The following is a 12,923-nucleotide window of genomic DNA, read 5'->3' as shown; positions in this document are numbered from 1 at the left end:
GGGGCGGTGCACGGCCGCCGCACCGAGGCCGTAGGCTGTGGAGGTAAGACGCGCGGGAGTCCGGCCGTTTCACCGGGCTGAGAGGAAGGCTGTGACGGGCCTTCGACCGCAAGACACCTGATCCGGATCATGCCGGCGAAGGGAGCGCAGGTGGATGTGATCGTGGGCGGCGGGGTCGTCGGCCTCTCCGTGGCGTGGCGGCTGGCCCGTGAGGGGCGCGAGGTCACCGTGGTCGATCCGGCGCCGGGGCGGGGCGCCTCCTATGCCGCGGCGGGGATGCTGGCCCCGGTCAGCGAGGTGACCTACACCGAGGCGCCGCTGCTGCGGCTCGGGGTGGCGTCGCTGCGCCGCTGGCCCGCCTTCGCCGCCGAACTCACCGAGGACGCCGGGCTCGCGAGCCCGCGTACGGACGTCGGCGCGGGGCCGGGCGCGACTGCCGGGCTCACCGGCCCGAGGCTGCGCGCGGGTGCCGGGCTCGCCGGTGACGGCGCGGACGGAGGAGATGCGCTCGCGCTGGATCTGCGGTCCGACGGGACGCTGGACGTCGCGTTCGGGGCCGACGACCTGGCGGCGCTGGACGAGCTGGCGGCGTTCATGGACAAGCTCGGGCTGCCGGTCGAGCGGCTCACCGGGCGCGAATGCCGCCGCCTGGAGCCCATGCTGGCCCCGTCCGTGCGTGGCGGGCTGCTGGCGCCCGGCGACGCCTGGGTGGATCCGCGCCGGGTGACCGCGGCCCTGCTGGCCGTGCTGGAGCGGCTCGGGGCCGAGGTGGTCCGCGCCCGCGTCACCGAGCTGCTGCGCGAAGACGGCCGGGTCACGGGGGTACGCCTCGCGACGCCGGAGCCGTACGGGATCGGGCCTGGCGGCGGGCACGGTGAAGTCGGACCGGGCGCCAAAGCGGAGACCCGAGCGGGCACCAGGACAGGCACTGGGACGGCGACCAGCGCGGAGACCCGGGCCGAGATCAGGGCCGAGCGGGTCGTCCTGACCGCCGGCGCGTGGAGCGGCGAGCTGGCCGAGGTGCCGGTGCGGCCGGTCAAGGGGCAGATCATGCGGCTGCGCTCGCCACAGCCGCTGCTGACCCGGTGCGTACGCGGCACCGTGCACGGCTCGTCGGTCTACCTGGTCCCCCGGGGCGACGGCGAGCTGGTGGTCGGCGCCACCCAGGAGGAGCTGGGCTTCGACACCAGGGTGACCGCCGGCGGGCTCTACGAGCTGCTGCGCGACGCCAGGGAGCTGGTTCCCGGCGTCACCGAGCTGGAGGTCGCCGACGTGGTGGCGGGGCTGCGGCCGGGCACGCCGGACAACCTGCCGGTCATCGGCCCCAGCGGGACGCCTGGGCTGACGTTCGCGACCGGGCACCACCGGGGCGGCGTGCTGCTGGCCCCGCTCACGACGGCCATCCTGCTGGGCGAGGAGGGCGAGCTGGCGGCGCTGTGCTCGCCGGAGAGATTTCAGGGAATTTCATGATTGTTACCATCAACGGGTCCGCGCACGAGGTGGCCGACGGCATGACCGTGGCGCAGGCCGTACAGACATTGACCACGGCCACCACCGGAGTGGCCGTGGCCGTGAACGACGAGGTGGTCACCCGCAGCGCCTGGGAGACGACGGCGCTCGGCGACAGTGACCGCGTGGAGGTCCTGACGGCGGTGCAAGGTGGATGATCTGATCATCGCCGGGGAGAAGTTCTCCTCCCGGCTCATCATGGGAACCGGCGGCGCGCCCTCGCTGGAGGTGCTGGACCAGGCGCTCGCGGCGTCGGGCACCGAGCTGACCACGGTGGCGATGCGGCGGCTCGACCCGGGTTCGCGCGGCTCCGTGCTCGACGTGCTGCGCCGGCGCGACATCAAGGTGCTGCCCAACACGGCGGGCTGCTTCACCGCGGGCGAGGCCGTGCTGACGGCCCGGCTGGCCAGGGAGGCCCTGGGTACGAACTGGGTCAAGCTGGAGGTCATCGCCGACGAGCGGACCCTGCTGCCCGATCCGATCGAGACGTTCGACGCGGCCGAGCGGCTGGTGGGCGACGGGTTCGTGGTGCTGCCGTACATCGGGGACGATCCGGCGCTGGCGCGGCGGCTTGAGCAGGCCGGGTGCGCGGCGGTGATGCCGCTGGGCGCGCCGATCGGCTCGGGGCTGGGCATCCGCAACCCGCACAGCATCGAGCTGATCGTGGAGGCCGCGTCCGTGCCGGTGATCCTCGACGCGGGCATCGGCACGGCCAGTGACGCCGCGCTGGCGATGGAGCTGGGCTGCGACGCGGTGCTCCTGGCCACGGCCGTGACCAGGGCGCAGCGGCCCGACCTCATGGCGGCGGCCATGAAGGGCGCCTTCGCGGCCGAGCGGCTGGCCCGCCAGGCGGGCCGCATCCCGCGCCGCCGCTACGCCGAGGCATCCTCCCCGACATCCCCGTAACCCGACCGGCCCGCCCGGCCGTGACCCGACGGCCCGGCCGGCCCGCCCGATCCCCTCCCTCCCGTACGCCACGCGCCTGGCCGGATCCGCGTCCACGACCCGCCCGGCCAGGACCGCGACACGCCGGAGGCGCCGTCGCGGGATGTCACGGAGGGTGCCGGGACGGGCACCGGGAGAGCCGCGTTTCAGGGGTGTGAGGGGGCCGGGACGGGTTCGGCGGGGCGTCGTGACGAGAACGTCTCCGCATCGGTTTCGGGCGGTGGGGCCCTGCCAGTGGCAAAACGCCCGTAAACTCAGCGGGGTGGATACGACGACTGCGGACCCCCTGGTCGGGCGGCTCCTCGATGGGCGCTACCGCATCGAGAGCCGAATCGCCCGGGGCGGTATGGCGACCGTCTACCTCGCGCTGGACATCCGGCTCGACCGGACGGTGGCGCTGAAGGTCATGCACCGCTCGCTCGCCGAGGACCCGGCGTTCGTCAGAAGGTTCATCGGCGAGGCGAAGTCGGTCGCCAGCCTCTCCCATCCCAATGTGGTGCACGTCTTCGACCAGGGCACCGACAACGACGTCGTCTACCTGTCGATGGAATACGTCCCCGGCCGCACGCTGCGCGACATCCTGCGCGATCGCGGCAGGCTGCCCGCCCGCGAGGCGCTGGAGCTGATGATCCCGGTGCTGGCCGCGCTCGGCGCCGCCCACCGGGCCGGGCTCGTGCACCGCGACGTCAAGCCGGAAAACGTCCTCATGACCGACGACGGCCGGGTGAAGGTCGTCGACTTCGGCCTGGCCAGGGCGATCGAGGCGACCAACCAGACCCGTACCGGCGTGATGATCGGCACGATCGGCTACATGGCCCCCGAGCAGGTCACCACGGGCGCCGCCGACGTGCGCAGCGACGTCTACGCCGCGGGCATCATGCTGTTCGAGCTGGTCACAGGGCAGCAGCCGTACGACGGCGAGACGCCGATGTCGGTGGCCTACCGGCACGTGCACGACACGGTGCCCACGCCGTCCTCGGTGGCGCCCGAGGTGCCGCCGCTGGTCGACACGCTGGTGGCGCACGCGACCGCGCGCGAGCCGCAAGACCGCCCCGCCGACGCGACGGCCATGCTGGTCGCCGCGGTGGACGCGCACCGGATGTTGCCGCGCACGACGACCCCGCCGGGCACCGGCCCGATGCTGCCGGGCACCAACCCGACGACGGTGTACGCCCATCCGGCGGGCGGCCCGGTCTCGGGCGCGCGCTCGATGCCGCAGCCCGCGCCGGCGCACACGATGATCCAGCCGCGGACGCCGGCCGAGGAGCCGCGGCGGCGCGGGTTCCGGCCCAATGGGTTCCTGGTGGCGCTGGCCGCCGTGATGGTGGTGGCGGTCGGGCTGACGGGCTGGTATTTCGCCCAGCCCGAGCTCGTCACCGTGCCCGACCTGATCGGCAAGAACGTGGCGGAGGCCGAGAAGACCATCGCCGGCCGCGGGCTGCTGATGCGCCAGGCCGACGGCAAGCACGACGAGAAGGTCGCCGAGGGCCTGGTGCTCAGCAGCGACCCGGCGGCCGACGCCGAGCTGGAGAAGGGCTCGACGGTCACGCTGGTGCTCTCGCTCGGCCCCGAGCGGATCGTCGTGCCCGACGTGTCGGGCCGCTCGAGCAACGAGGCCAGGGCCGCCATCGCCAAGGCGGGGCTGACCGTCGGCGCCGTCAAGCGCCTGCCCAACCAGCAGGTCGAGCGCGACAAGGTGATCCGCACCTCGCCACAGGTGGGCGAGAAGGTCAGGAAGAGCGCCAAGATCAACATCTTCGTCAGCGCCGGGCTCGTCATGCCCGACGTCGGCGGCATGCCGAAGGACGAGGCGGCCGGCTTCCTCGGCGGGCAGGGCTTCCAGGTGCAGGTCAACGAGGTCGACGACGACGCCGAGCCGTGCACCGTCATCGCCCAGTCGCCCAAGGCCAAGTCCGAGGTCGACAAGGGCGTACCGGTGATGATCACGGTGGCGCGGTGCCAGACAGACTGGTGGCAGTGGTTCCGCGGCGACAACGAGGCCCGCGACGACCAGCAGTTCAGCGTCGTGCCCGGCGTGATCGGCAAGAACATCAACGACGCCAAGCCCGAGCTGGAGGCGCTGGGGTTCAAGGTGCGGGTCAACCGGTTGAGCAACGGCGGCGTGGTGCAGTTCCAGCGGCCGCTGCCCAACAGCGAGCGGCCGCCGGGCAGCGTGGTCTTCCTCTGGCAGTGACCTCCTGCCCCTGAAACAGGGACAGGAGCCGGGCTCAGGTGAGGCGGCCGTGCAGGCGGACCCGGGCCAGGCCGCCGTCCGGGTAGATGTCCACCCGTACGCCGGTCACCGGCTCCCGGTGGTCCAGCCGGAAGCGGTGCGATGTGTCGGGCCGCAGCGGGGTCCTGGCCAGCAGCGGCACCTCGCGCTCCCCGTCCAGCCCCGTCAGCGAGACCGCGGCGGGCGCGTTGAACAGCAGGTTGGTGGTGTCGATCTCGGCCAGCCTGACGAGCCCGCGCCCGGCCAGCCGGATGACGATCCAGTCGTTGCCGTCGTCGCGCCGCCTGGCGGTCTCCCAGCCCTCCGCCTGGTGCCGGGCCAGGCCGGGGGCGATGACGTTGTTCGGGGAGGAGTAGAAGTCGTCGGAGCAGGCGGTGACCAGGCCGCCGTTGACGAGCGCGGCCAGGTCGAGCCCGAGGCCCTCGTAGACGGACAGGTCGGGGCGGACCTCGCCGTGCACGCGCAGCCTGGACACGCCGCCGTCGGGGTGGATGTTGAGCCGCACGTGGGTGTAGCGGTGCTCGTCGGCGACCTCGAAGTGGTGCTCGGCGTCGCCCTTGAGCTCCGATCGGGGCACGATCTCCGTCCACGGGGCCCGCGCCAGGTCGTCCGGCGACGGGTAGCCCTCGACGGCCGCCGCCTCCACGGACGCGTACGGCGGATAGTTGCCCTTGAACCAGGCCGTGTCGATCACCACGCCCCTGATCACGCCGGGCACGCCGAGCCGCACCAGGGCCCAGTCGTGCCCGGGCGAGCGGCGCCGGCGGGTCTCCCAGCCGTCGTACACCTGCCCCTTGCCGCCGAACGTCTCCGGGCTGAACGCCGGACGCCCCGGCCTGATCAGGCTCTCCTTCTCGGCGAACGACTCGTCGCTGGCCGCCACGACCGAGCCGCCGAGCGTGCGCAGGGCGAGGTCGGGCAGGCGGGTGAACGGGGTCATCGGCGTGCTCCCATCAGCAGTCGTCCGTGCGGCTCGCCGTCCACCGGCCGGCCGCGCAGCCAGGTGGTCAGGACGGCGCCCTTGAGCGTGCGGCCGTGGTAGGGGGTGACGGGATTCTTGTGGTGCAGCCGGGCGGCGTCCACCAGCAGGTCGGCGGCGGGGTCGAAGGCGACCAGGTCGGCATCGTTGCCCACCTTTATCCCGCCTTTCCCAGGCATACCGGCCAGCGCGGCGGGGTTGGCGGACATCCAGCGGACCACGTCCCCGAGCCCGTGCCCTCGGCGCGCGGCCTCCGTCCAGATCGCCGGCAGCCCGATCTGCAGCGAGGCGATGCCGCCCCAGGCGGCGGCGAAGTCGGGCACCTTGAGGTCGGCCGTCGAGGGCGAGTGGTCCGACACCACGCAGCTCAGCACGCCGCGCGCCAGCCCGTCCCACAGCAGGTCGCGGTTGGCCTCTGAGCGGATCGGCGGGCAGCACTTGTACGTGGTCCCGCCCTCCGGCACCTGCTCGGCCGTCAGCGTCAGGTAGTGGGGGCAGGTCTCGGCCGACACCGCCACTCCCCTGGCCCGGGCCGCCTCCAGGACCTCCAGGCAGTCGGCGCTGGAGACGTGCAGGATGTGCACCCGGGCTCCGCATTCCTCCGCCACCCGGACGACCTGCTCGACGGCGCTGCGCTCGGAGGCCCCCGGCCGTGAGTCCAGGAACTCCCGGTAGCCCGGCCCGCCCGGCTCGGCCAGCAGCGCCGGGTCCTCGGCGTGCACCACGGTCAGCCCGCCGAACCCGGCCACCTCCTCCAGGACCAGCCGCAGCTCGGCGACCGTCAGGTGCGGGAACTCCTCGACCCCCGAGGGCGACAGGAAGCACTTGAACCCGTACACGCCGCGCCGGTGCAGCGGCGCGAGGTCCTTGACGTTGCCCGGCACGGCCCCGCCCCAGAAGCCGACGTCCACGTGGCACCGCCCGCCGGCGGCGCGCAGCTTGGCGTCGAGGGCAGGCTCGTCGATCGTGGGCGGCAGGGAGTTGAGCGGCATGTCCACGATCGTGGTGACGCCTCCGGCGGCGGCGGCCCTGGTCGCGGAGTCGAACCCCTCCCAGTGGGTCCGCCCGGGCTCGTTGACGTGCACGTGCGTGTCCACCAGGCCGGGCAGCAGGGCCACGTCGCGCAGGTCCACGTCCTCGGGGGCGTCGAGCGGCTTGGCGTAGTCGTACAGGGCGACGATCTTCTCGTCCCGTACGGCGACCGCCGCCGCCCGCTCACCCTCGGGCGTGACGGTCCTGCGGGATCTGACGACGAGGTCGAACGAGGTCATCCATCACCTTCCGAGGCGGTCTGCGGTGATCCGGGCGGCGAGGCGTTCGAGCAGCGGGCCCGCCTCGGCCATGCAGCGAGCCACGTCGGGCTCCAGGTCCGTCAGGGCGTAGGCCGCCTCGATGCCCGCGGCCTTCAGCTCCTCGTCACTGAGCGTACGGCGGCCGCAGACGGCCACCACGGGCACCCCGGCCTCCGCGGCGGCGCGTGCCACGCCGACCGGCGCCTTGCCGCGCAGCGACTGCTCGTCCAGCGAGCCCTCACCGGTGACGACCAGCCGGGCGCCGCGCACCACCTCGCCGAACCCGAGCAGGTCGATCAGGTAGCCGAGGTCGGGCCGCAGCTCGGCGGGCAGGAACGCCATCGCCGCGAACCCGACGCCGCAGGCCGCGCCCGCGCCCGGCGCGCCCGCCACGCCCATGGCGCGCGGGGGGCCGTCGTGCTCGACCGCGCCCATGAGCCCGTGGGTGGCGGTGGCGATGGCCGCCAGGCGCGACAGCGCCGACTCCAGCGTCCTGACGTCGTCCGGGGTGGCGCCCTTCTGGGGGCCGTAGACGGCGGCGGCGCCGTGCGGGCCGAGCAGCGGGTTGTCCACGTCGCTCGCCACCACGAACTCCACGCCCGCGAGGTCGAGGAAGCCGGACAGGTCGATGCGGGCCAGGTCCTTCAGCGCGGCCCCGCCGCGCGGCAGGTCGCGGCCCTCGCCGTCGAGCAGGCGGGCGCCCAGGGCCTGGGCCATGCCCGCGCCGCCGTCGGTGCAGGCGCTGCCGCCCAGGCCGAGTACCACCCGCTTGGCACCGCGGCGCACGGCGTCGGCGATCAGCTCGCCCGTGCCGTAGCTGGTGGCGGTCAGCGGCTGGTGCCCCCCGGGCAGGCGGCGCAGCCCGGACGCCTCCGCCAGCTCGACCACGGCGGTGCCGGTGGGCTGCCAGGCGTACGAGGCGGGGATCCGCTCCCCGGTCGGCCCCGTGACCTCGATCGTGATCCGGCCGAAGCCGCCCGCGACGGCGGCGTCCACCGTCCCGTCACCACCGTCGGCGACGGGCAGCTCCACCGTGGGCACGCCGAGACCCGCCGACACCCGGGAGGCCACTTCGGCCGCCGTCAGCGTCCCCTTGAACTTGTCGGGGGCGACCAGTACGTGCTGAACCACTACGAACTCCCACCTGATGATGAACAATGTCCTGACACGCCTTCCTGCCCGGTGCGAGCGGGCAGGAAGGCGTGACTCATCATCCTGACACTGGGGTCCCACCGGATTCCATGCCGGTCCCCCGTCGCGATCAGCTCTACCGCGCGATGCTCCAGGCGCCGTCCGCCTCGACGGTGGCGTAGCGCGTACCGGCGGGGAGGAGCACGCGGCCCCGGTAGTCGCCGACCCTGTTGGCGAGCAGTTTCGTGGTACGGCCCCGGTTGTCGAGAGCCCACACGATGAAGTTGGACTCGCCCTGGTGGCGCAGGGTGATCCGCCGGGCGGCCCTGAGCGGCGCGGTCAGGCGGATCACGTCGGGGCCGGCGCCCTTCGCCTTGATCGGCCAGTACCGGGCATTCGTGATGGGCAGCACCTGGAGGGTCCACGCGCCGTCGGCGGTGACCTCCAGAGCGCGCACCTTGCGCGGGAAGACCGTGTTGAACGCCCTGACGCCCTTGTACTCGCCCACCTCGTTGGCCACCAGATCCACCTGCTTGCCGCCGGCGACGGCCCAGACGATGAAGTTGGACTCCCCGCTGTGGGTGCCCTTCACGATGGCCGGCCCCGCCATGACGGGAACGCGGACGACATCGTCCCCTTCGCCCCGGTAGGTGGCCGCCGCACTGACGTCGTGCGCGACCTGAGCACCGGCTGGGGACCCGAGCGGCAAGGACGCGGTCAGGGCGACGAGGACGGCGAGAGCGCGTGAGCGGAGACGCATGTGGGACTCCTGAGCGTAGAGGGAGGGACGGGATGGAGACGCTCCGAAGTACACGTGGGTGTACATCCTGTCGCGGACTGTCACGATGTGTCAGGCGGAGCCGTCGCTTTTCGTCCGCGCCCTCGGATGAGGGCGTGGCCCTCCCGGTGGTCAGCGGGGTCGACTAGGCTCGGCGCGGGTCGAGGGGGTTTTGTGAGGGTTTCTACGCGGGAGCGGCGGGCGCGGCTGGCCTTGCGGCATCGGCTGGCTGTCAAAGTGGGTACGCCCGAGGAGGCGGCGGACGCGGTGGTGGCGTTGCACGGCACCGATCCGGCCACCGTGTTCCTGTCGGCCGGCGCCCGGCTGCTGGCGCCCGGGCCCGAGCCGGTCGAGCGGGCTCTGTACGCCGAGCACACGCTGGTGCGGATGACCGGGATGCGGCGCACGGTGTTCGTGGTGCCGGCGGAGCTGGTGCCGGTCGTCCACCACTCCTCGATGCCGGCGATCGCCCGCAGAGAGCGGGCCTCGTTCATGAAGGCGTTCGGGCCGGGCGGCTGGGACGAGGCCTGGTTCAAGGACGTCGAGGCGTCCGTGCTGCGGATCCTGGCCGAGGCGGGCGACCGGACGGCGGCCGAGCTGGGCGTGCTGGAGCCGCGGCTGCGGGAGCAGGTCAAGGTGGCGGCGGGCAAGCCGTACGAGGCCGTGATCAGCGTGGGCTCGCGGCTCCTGCCCCTGATGGCGATGGACGGCGTGCTGGTACGCCGGGCGCGGGTGTCCGGCACCTGGGTCAGCGGCACGCACTTCTGGGCCCTGGCCCCCGAGATGGCGGAGCAGGCCGCGGACGAGGCGCGGGCGGCGCTGGTGGCGCGCTGGCTGGCCGCGTTCGGCCCCGGCACCGAGGCTGACCTCAAGTGGTGGACCGGGTGGACGCTGAAGGACGTGCGCGGGGCGCTGGCCGCCGTCGGGGCGGTGACGGCCGAGTTGGAGGGTGGCGGCACCGGCTACCTGCTGCCCGATGACGATCTGACCGGCGCGGAGCCGGAGCCGTGGGCGGCGCTGCTGCCGGCGCTCGACCCGACGCCGATGGGCTGGCAGGAACGCGACTGGTACCTGCCGGGCGAGCACCGCGCCGAGCTGTTCGACCGCAGCGGGAACGTGGGCCCGACCGTGTGGTGGGACGGCCGGGTGGTGGGCGGCTGGGCGCAGCGCAAGGACGGCGAGATCGTGTGGCGGCTGCTGGAGGACGTGGGCGCGGACGCGAAGGCGGCGATCGCGGCGGAGGCCGAGGTGCTGGCGTCCTGGGTCGGCGAGGTCAGGGTGACGCCCCGGTTCAGGACCCCGCTGGAGCGCACCCTGTCCGCCTCCTGAGCCCCCGCATGCCCGGTACGGCCTCCTGGTCCCCCACGAGCCGTCCGGCCCCTGATCCGCCATGAGCGCGGACGGGGATCCCGCACGGCGTGATGCCGCGCGAGCGGGTCAGGACATGGTGCGGACGAACTCCTCGAAGGAGTAGCGGCCGTCCTGGTCGGAGTCGGCCTCCTGGCTCATCGCCCCGAGCGCCTCCGCCGGGAGGTCGGGGAAGTGCCGCTTCAGCTCGGTCTCGCTGATGTAGCCGTCGCCGTCGGTGTCGATCGCGGCGAAGGTGCTCTTGAGCTGCGCCAGCCGCTCGTCGGGGAGTTGCTCCGACACGGGACCGCCTTTCCTCCACGTTTAGGACATTTCCCACCCTACTGGGCACCCTCCGCCAGCTTGGCCAGCCGCCCGCGGGCCTCGGCGCCGGCCCGGCCGGCCGCGTCCTGGGCCACGGTCCTCAGCTCGCCGCCGGCCACCACCGTCCTGCCGCCGACCAGCAGCAGATCCAGCGGCGGCGGAGGCCCGAAGACCAGCGCGCACACCGGGTCGGCGACGGCGGCGGTGAACGGCCCGTCCACCCGCCACAGCGCGATGTCGGCCAGCTTGCCGGGCTCCAGCGTGCCCAGCTCGTCCTGGCGTCCCAGGTTGCGGGCGCCGCCCAGCGTGGCCAGTTCCAGGGCCTGCCTGGCGGTCAGGGCCCGCGGCCCGTACCTCGCCCGCTGGATGAGCAGCGCCTGCCGCATCTCGCCCACGAGCGGGGTCAGCTCGGAGGAGGCGGCGCCGTCGACGCCCAGGCCCACGTTCGCGCCGCGCCGCAGCAGCTCGGACACGCGGGCGATGCCCGCGCCGAGCCGGCCGTTGGAGGAGGGGCAGTGCGCGACGCCGGTGCCGGTCTGCGCCAGTTTGCCCAGGTCGTCGTCACTCAGGTGCACGGCGTGCGCGAACCACACGTCGGGCCCCAGCCAGCCCAGCCGCTCCATGTAGTCCACCGGGCGCACCCCGAACTGCTCCAGGCAGTGCTCCTCCTCGTCGAGGGTCTCGGCGAGGTGCGTGTGCAGCCGTACGCCCCTGGTCCTGGCCAGGGCGGCGGACTCGGTCATCAGCTCGGCGCTGGCCGAGAACGGCGAGCAGGGCGCGACCACCACGCGCAGCATCGAGGAGGGCGACGGGTCGTGGTAGGCGTCCACGGCCGCGGCGGTGGCGACCAGGATGTCGTCCAGCTCCTCCACCACGGCGTCCGGCGGCAGCCCGCCCTTCGACTCACCCCTGTCCATGGAGCCGCGCGCCGGATGGAAGCGCAGGCCCACCTCGCGGGCGGCCTCGATCTCGGCCGCGAGCAGGTCGCCCCGGCCCTTGGGGAAGACGTAGTGGTGATCGCTCGCGGTGGTGCAGCCCGACAGCGCCAGCCAGCTCAGCCCGGCCGTGGCCGCGCCCCTGACCACCTCGGCGTCGAGGGCGGCCCACACCGGGTAGAGCGCCGTCAGCCACTCGAACAGCGTGGCCTCCTGGACGAGACCCTGCGAGGCCCACTGGTAGAGGTGGTGGTGGGTGTTGACCAGGCCGGGGGTGGCCAGGCAGCCGCCACCGTCGATCCTGGTCGCGCCGGGGACCTCGGGCGCGGGCCCGGGGCCGAGGCTCGCGATGCGATCCCCCTCGATCCTGATGTGTCCGGACGGGATCTCGGGGCCCGCGACGGGGGCGATGTGCACGTTCTCGATGATCAGGGACTGAGCCGGTACGGCGTCGGGGGGAACGTTCACGAGGCGGCGCCCTTCCGCGCGGCGGCGAGCCGTACCGCGTCGAGGATCTTCTCATAGCCGGTGCACCGGCACAGGTTGCCCGCCAGCGCCTCCCTGATCTCGGCGTCCGACGGCGCGGGCACCCGTTCCAGCAGGTCGTGCGCCTGCACCAGCAGCCCCGGCGTGCAGAAGCCGCACTGCACGGCCCCGCACTCCACGAACGCCTCCTGCACCGGATCGAGCCGGTCGCCCTCGGCCAGGCCCTCGACCGTGCGCACCTGCCGCCCCTCGGCCTGCCCGGCGGCGACCAGGCAGGCGCAGACGGGCACGCCGTCGAGGTAGACGGTGCAGGAGCCGCACTCGCCCTGCTCGCAGGCGTTCTTGGAGCCGGGCAGGCCGAGGCGCTCGCGCAGCACGTACAGGAGGCTCTCGCCCTCCCAGACGTCCTGCGCGCTCTGCTCGCGGCCGTTGACGGTGAACGTGACGCGCATCAGGCGGCCCTCTTCCCCAGGTGGTCGTTCCAGGCCCAGGTGAGCGTGCGGCGGGCCATGACGCCGATCGCGTGCACCCGGTAGGCGGCGGTGCCCCGTACGTCGTCGATCGGCGCGGCGGCCCGCGCGCACAGGTCGCCGAAGCGGCGTAGCAGCGCGGGGTCGAGCGGAGCGTCCCAGTCGACGCCGTCGGCCAGCAGCTCCTCGGCCTCGACCGCCCGGCGCGGCGTGGGCGCGGCCGAGCCGATGCCCGTGCCGACGCGCCGTTCGCCGGGGTGCAGCGCGAGCGCGAACGAGCACACCGCGATCACCATGGCGTTGCGGGTGCCGACCTTGGAGAAGTATTGGGGCCCGGTGGCGGGCGGCACGTGCACGGCCCTGATCAGCTCGTCCGGCTCCAGCGCGCTGCGCTTGACGCCCAGGTAGAACTCGATGGCCGGGATCATCCGCACGCCGCGCTCGCGCGACTCCACCTCGACCACGGCCCCCGCGGCCAGCAGCGGCGGATGGCT

Annotated in this window: 13 protein-coding genes and 1 riboswitch; of the genes, 5 read left to right on the top strand and 8 right to left on the bottom strand. The window is 73.7% G+C overall.

All coding sequences use genetic code 11. The features are described 5' to 3' along the window. Positions 1 to 42 precede the first annotated feature (42 nt). A riboswitch (TPP riboswitch) is annotated at positions 43 to 161 on the top strand. The 4 genes from ABFX54_RS22340 (at position 151) to pknB (ending at position 4,648) form a co-directional block, all read left to right on the top strand. Then, entirely contained in the window at positions 151 to 1,470 is a 1,320-nt protein-coding gene (locus tag ABFX54_RS22340; protein ID WP_428834551.1) for an FAD-dependent oxidoreductase, read from the top strand. (Overlaps the previous riboswitch by 11 nt.) Further along, positions 1,467 to 1,667 (top strand): sulfur carrier protein ThiS, encoded by a 201-nt coding sequence (gene thiS / locus ABFX54_RS22335; protein WP_346107663.1) that lies wholly within the window; start codon positions 1,467 to 1,469, stop codon positions 1,665 to 1,667. Before ABFX54_RS22340 ends, thiS begins: the two co-directional genes overlap by 4 nt. Beyond that, complete coding sequence (locus tag ABFX54_RS22330; protein ID WP_346107661.1) at positions 1,660 to 2,415, top strand: thiazole synthase; 756 nt, start codon at positions 1,660 to 1,662, stop codon at positions 2,413 to 2,415. Before thiS ends, ABFX54_RS22330 begins: the two co-directional genes overlap by 8 nt. A 301-nt stretch (positions 2,416 to 2,716) precedes the next feature. After that, a complete protein-coding gene (gene pknB / locus ABFX54_RS22325) occupies positions 2,717 to 4,648 on the top strand; it encodes a Stk1 family PASTA domain-containing Ser/Thr kinase (RefSeq protein WP_346107659.1) in 1,932 nt (643 codons plus the stop codon). 34 nt (positions 4,649 to 4,682) lie between these two features. Here pknB and alc read toward each other — a convergent pair whose 3' ends face one another. The 4 genes from alc to ABFX54_RS22305 form a co-directional block, all read right to left on the bottom strand. Then, positions 4,683 to 5,627: an allantoicase gene (gene alc / locus ABFX54_RS22320; protein WP_346107657.1), complete on the bottom strand. Its 945-nt coding sequence runs from the start codon at positions 5,625 to 5,627 to the stop codon at positions 4,683 to 4,685. After that, complete coding sequence (gene allB / locus ABFX54_RS22315; RefSeq protein WP_346107655.1) at positions 5,624 to 6,937, bottom strand: allantoinase AllB; 1,314 nt, start codon at positions 6,935 to 6,937, stop codon at positions 5,624 to 5,626. The genes alc and allB overlap by 4 nt, the downstream gene beginning before the upstream one ends. A 3-nt stretch (positions 6,938 to 6,940) precedes the next feature. Further along, positions 6,941 to 8,089 (bottom strand): glycerate kinase, encoded by a 1,149-nt coding sequence (locus ABFX54_RS22310; protein WP_346107653.1) that lies wholly within the window; start codon positions 8,087 to 8,089, stop codon positions 6,941 to 6,943. Between the two features lie 136 nt (positions 8,090 to 8,225). Beyond that, positions 8,226 to 8,849: a hypothetical protein gene (locus ABFX54_RS22305; RefSeq protein ID WP_346107651.1), complete on the bottom strand. Its 624-nt coding sequence runs from the start codon at positions 8,847 to 8,849 to the stop codon at positions 8,226 to 8,228. 255 nt (positions 8,850 to 9,104) lie between these two features. Between ABFX54_RS22305 and ABFX54_RS22300 the strand changes: the two genes are divergently transcribed. After that, a complete protein-coding gene (locus ABFX54_RS22300) occupies positions 9,105 to 10,196 on the top strand; it encodes a winged helix DNA-binding domain-containing protein (RefSeq protein WP_346107649.1) in 1,092 nt (363 codons plus the stop codon). Positions 10,197 to 10,304: 108 nt separating this feature from the next. On the opposite strand, the gene ABFX54_RS22295 is transcribed toward ABFX54_RS22300, so the two are convergent. The 4 genes from ABFX54_RS22295 to ABFX54_RS22280 form a co-directional block, all read right to left on the bottom strand. Next, positions 10,305 to 10,517 (bottom strand): EF-hand domain-containing protein, encoded by a 213-nt coding sequence (locus ABFX54_RS22295; RefSeq protein ID WP_346107647.1) that lies wholly within the window; start codon positions 10,515 to 10,517, stop codon positions 10,305 to 10,307. Positions 10,518 to 10,555: 38 nt separating this feature from the next. After that, positions 10,556 to 11,941, bottom strand: a complete 1,386-nt coding sequence (locus ABFX54_RS22290; RefSeq protein ID WP_428834550.1) for an 8-oxoguanine deaminase — start codon at positions 11,939 to 11,941, stop codon at positions 10,556 to 10,558. Beyond that, the gene (locus tag ABFX54_RS22285) at positions 11,938 to 12,411 is read right to left on the bottom strand and encodes a (2Fe-2S)-binding protein (RefSeq protein WP_346107645.1); all 474 of its coding nucleotides are present in this window, start codon (positions 12,409 to 12,411) and stop codon (positions 11,938 to 11,940) included. The genes ABFX54_RS22290 and ABFX54_RS22285 overlap by 4 nt, the downstream gene beginning before the upstream one ends. Further along, a partial coding sequence (locus ABFX54_RS22280; RefSeq protein ID WP_346107643.1) for an FAD binding domain-containing protein occupies positions 12,411 to 12,923 on the bottom strand: 513 nt, incomplete at its 5' end. The genes ABFX54_RS22280 and ABFX54_RS22285, both read right to left, overlap by 1 nt.

Source organism: Nonomuraea maheshkhaliensis (assembly GCF_039529435.1).
GTDB lineage: Bacteria > Actinomycetota > Actinomycetes > Streptosporangiales > Streptosporangiaceae > Nonomuraea > Nonomuraea maheshkhaliensis.
The sequence above is the reverse complement of the archived record's forward strand: the minus strand, read 5'-3'. Positions and strand labels throughout refer to the sequence as shown.

Bases quoted from the DNA above. Each gene is read 5' to 3' on its own strand.
- thiS (WP_346107663.1), top strand. From the start codon at position 1,467: ATGATTGTTACCATCAACGGGTCCGCGCACGAGGTGGCCGACGGCATG.
- alc (WP_346107657.1), bottom strand. From the start codon at position 5,627: ATGACCCCGTTCACCCGCCTGCCCGACCTCGCCCTGCGCACGCTCGGC.
- allB (WP_346107655.1), bottom strand. From the start codon at position 6,937: ATGACCTCGTTCGACCTCGTCGTCAGATCCCGCAGGACCGTCACGCCC.
- ABFX54_RS22305 (WP_346107651.1), bottom strand. From the start codon at position 8,849: ATGCGTCTCCGCTCACGCGCTCTCGCCGTCCTCGTCGCCCTGACCGCG.
- ABFX54_RS22285 (WP_346107645.1), bottom strand. From the start codon at position 12,411: ATGCGCGTCACGTTCACCGTCAACGGCCGCGAGCAGAGCGCGCAGGAC.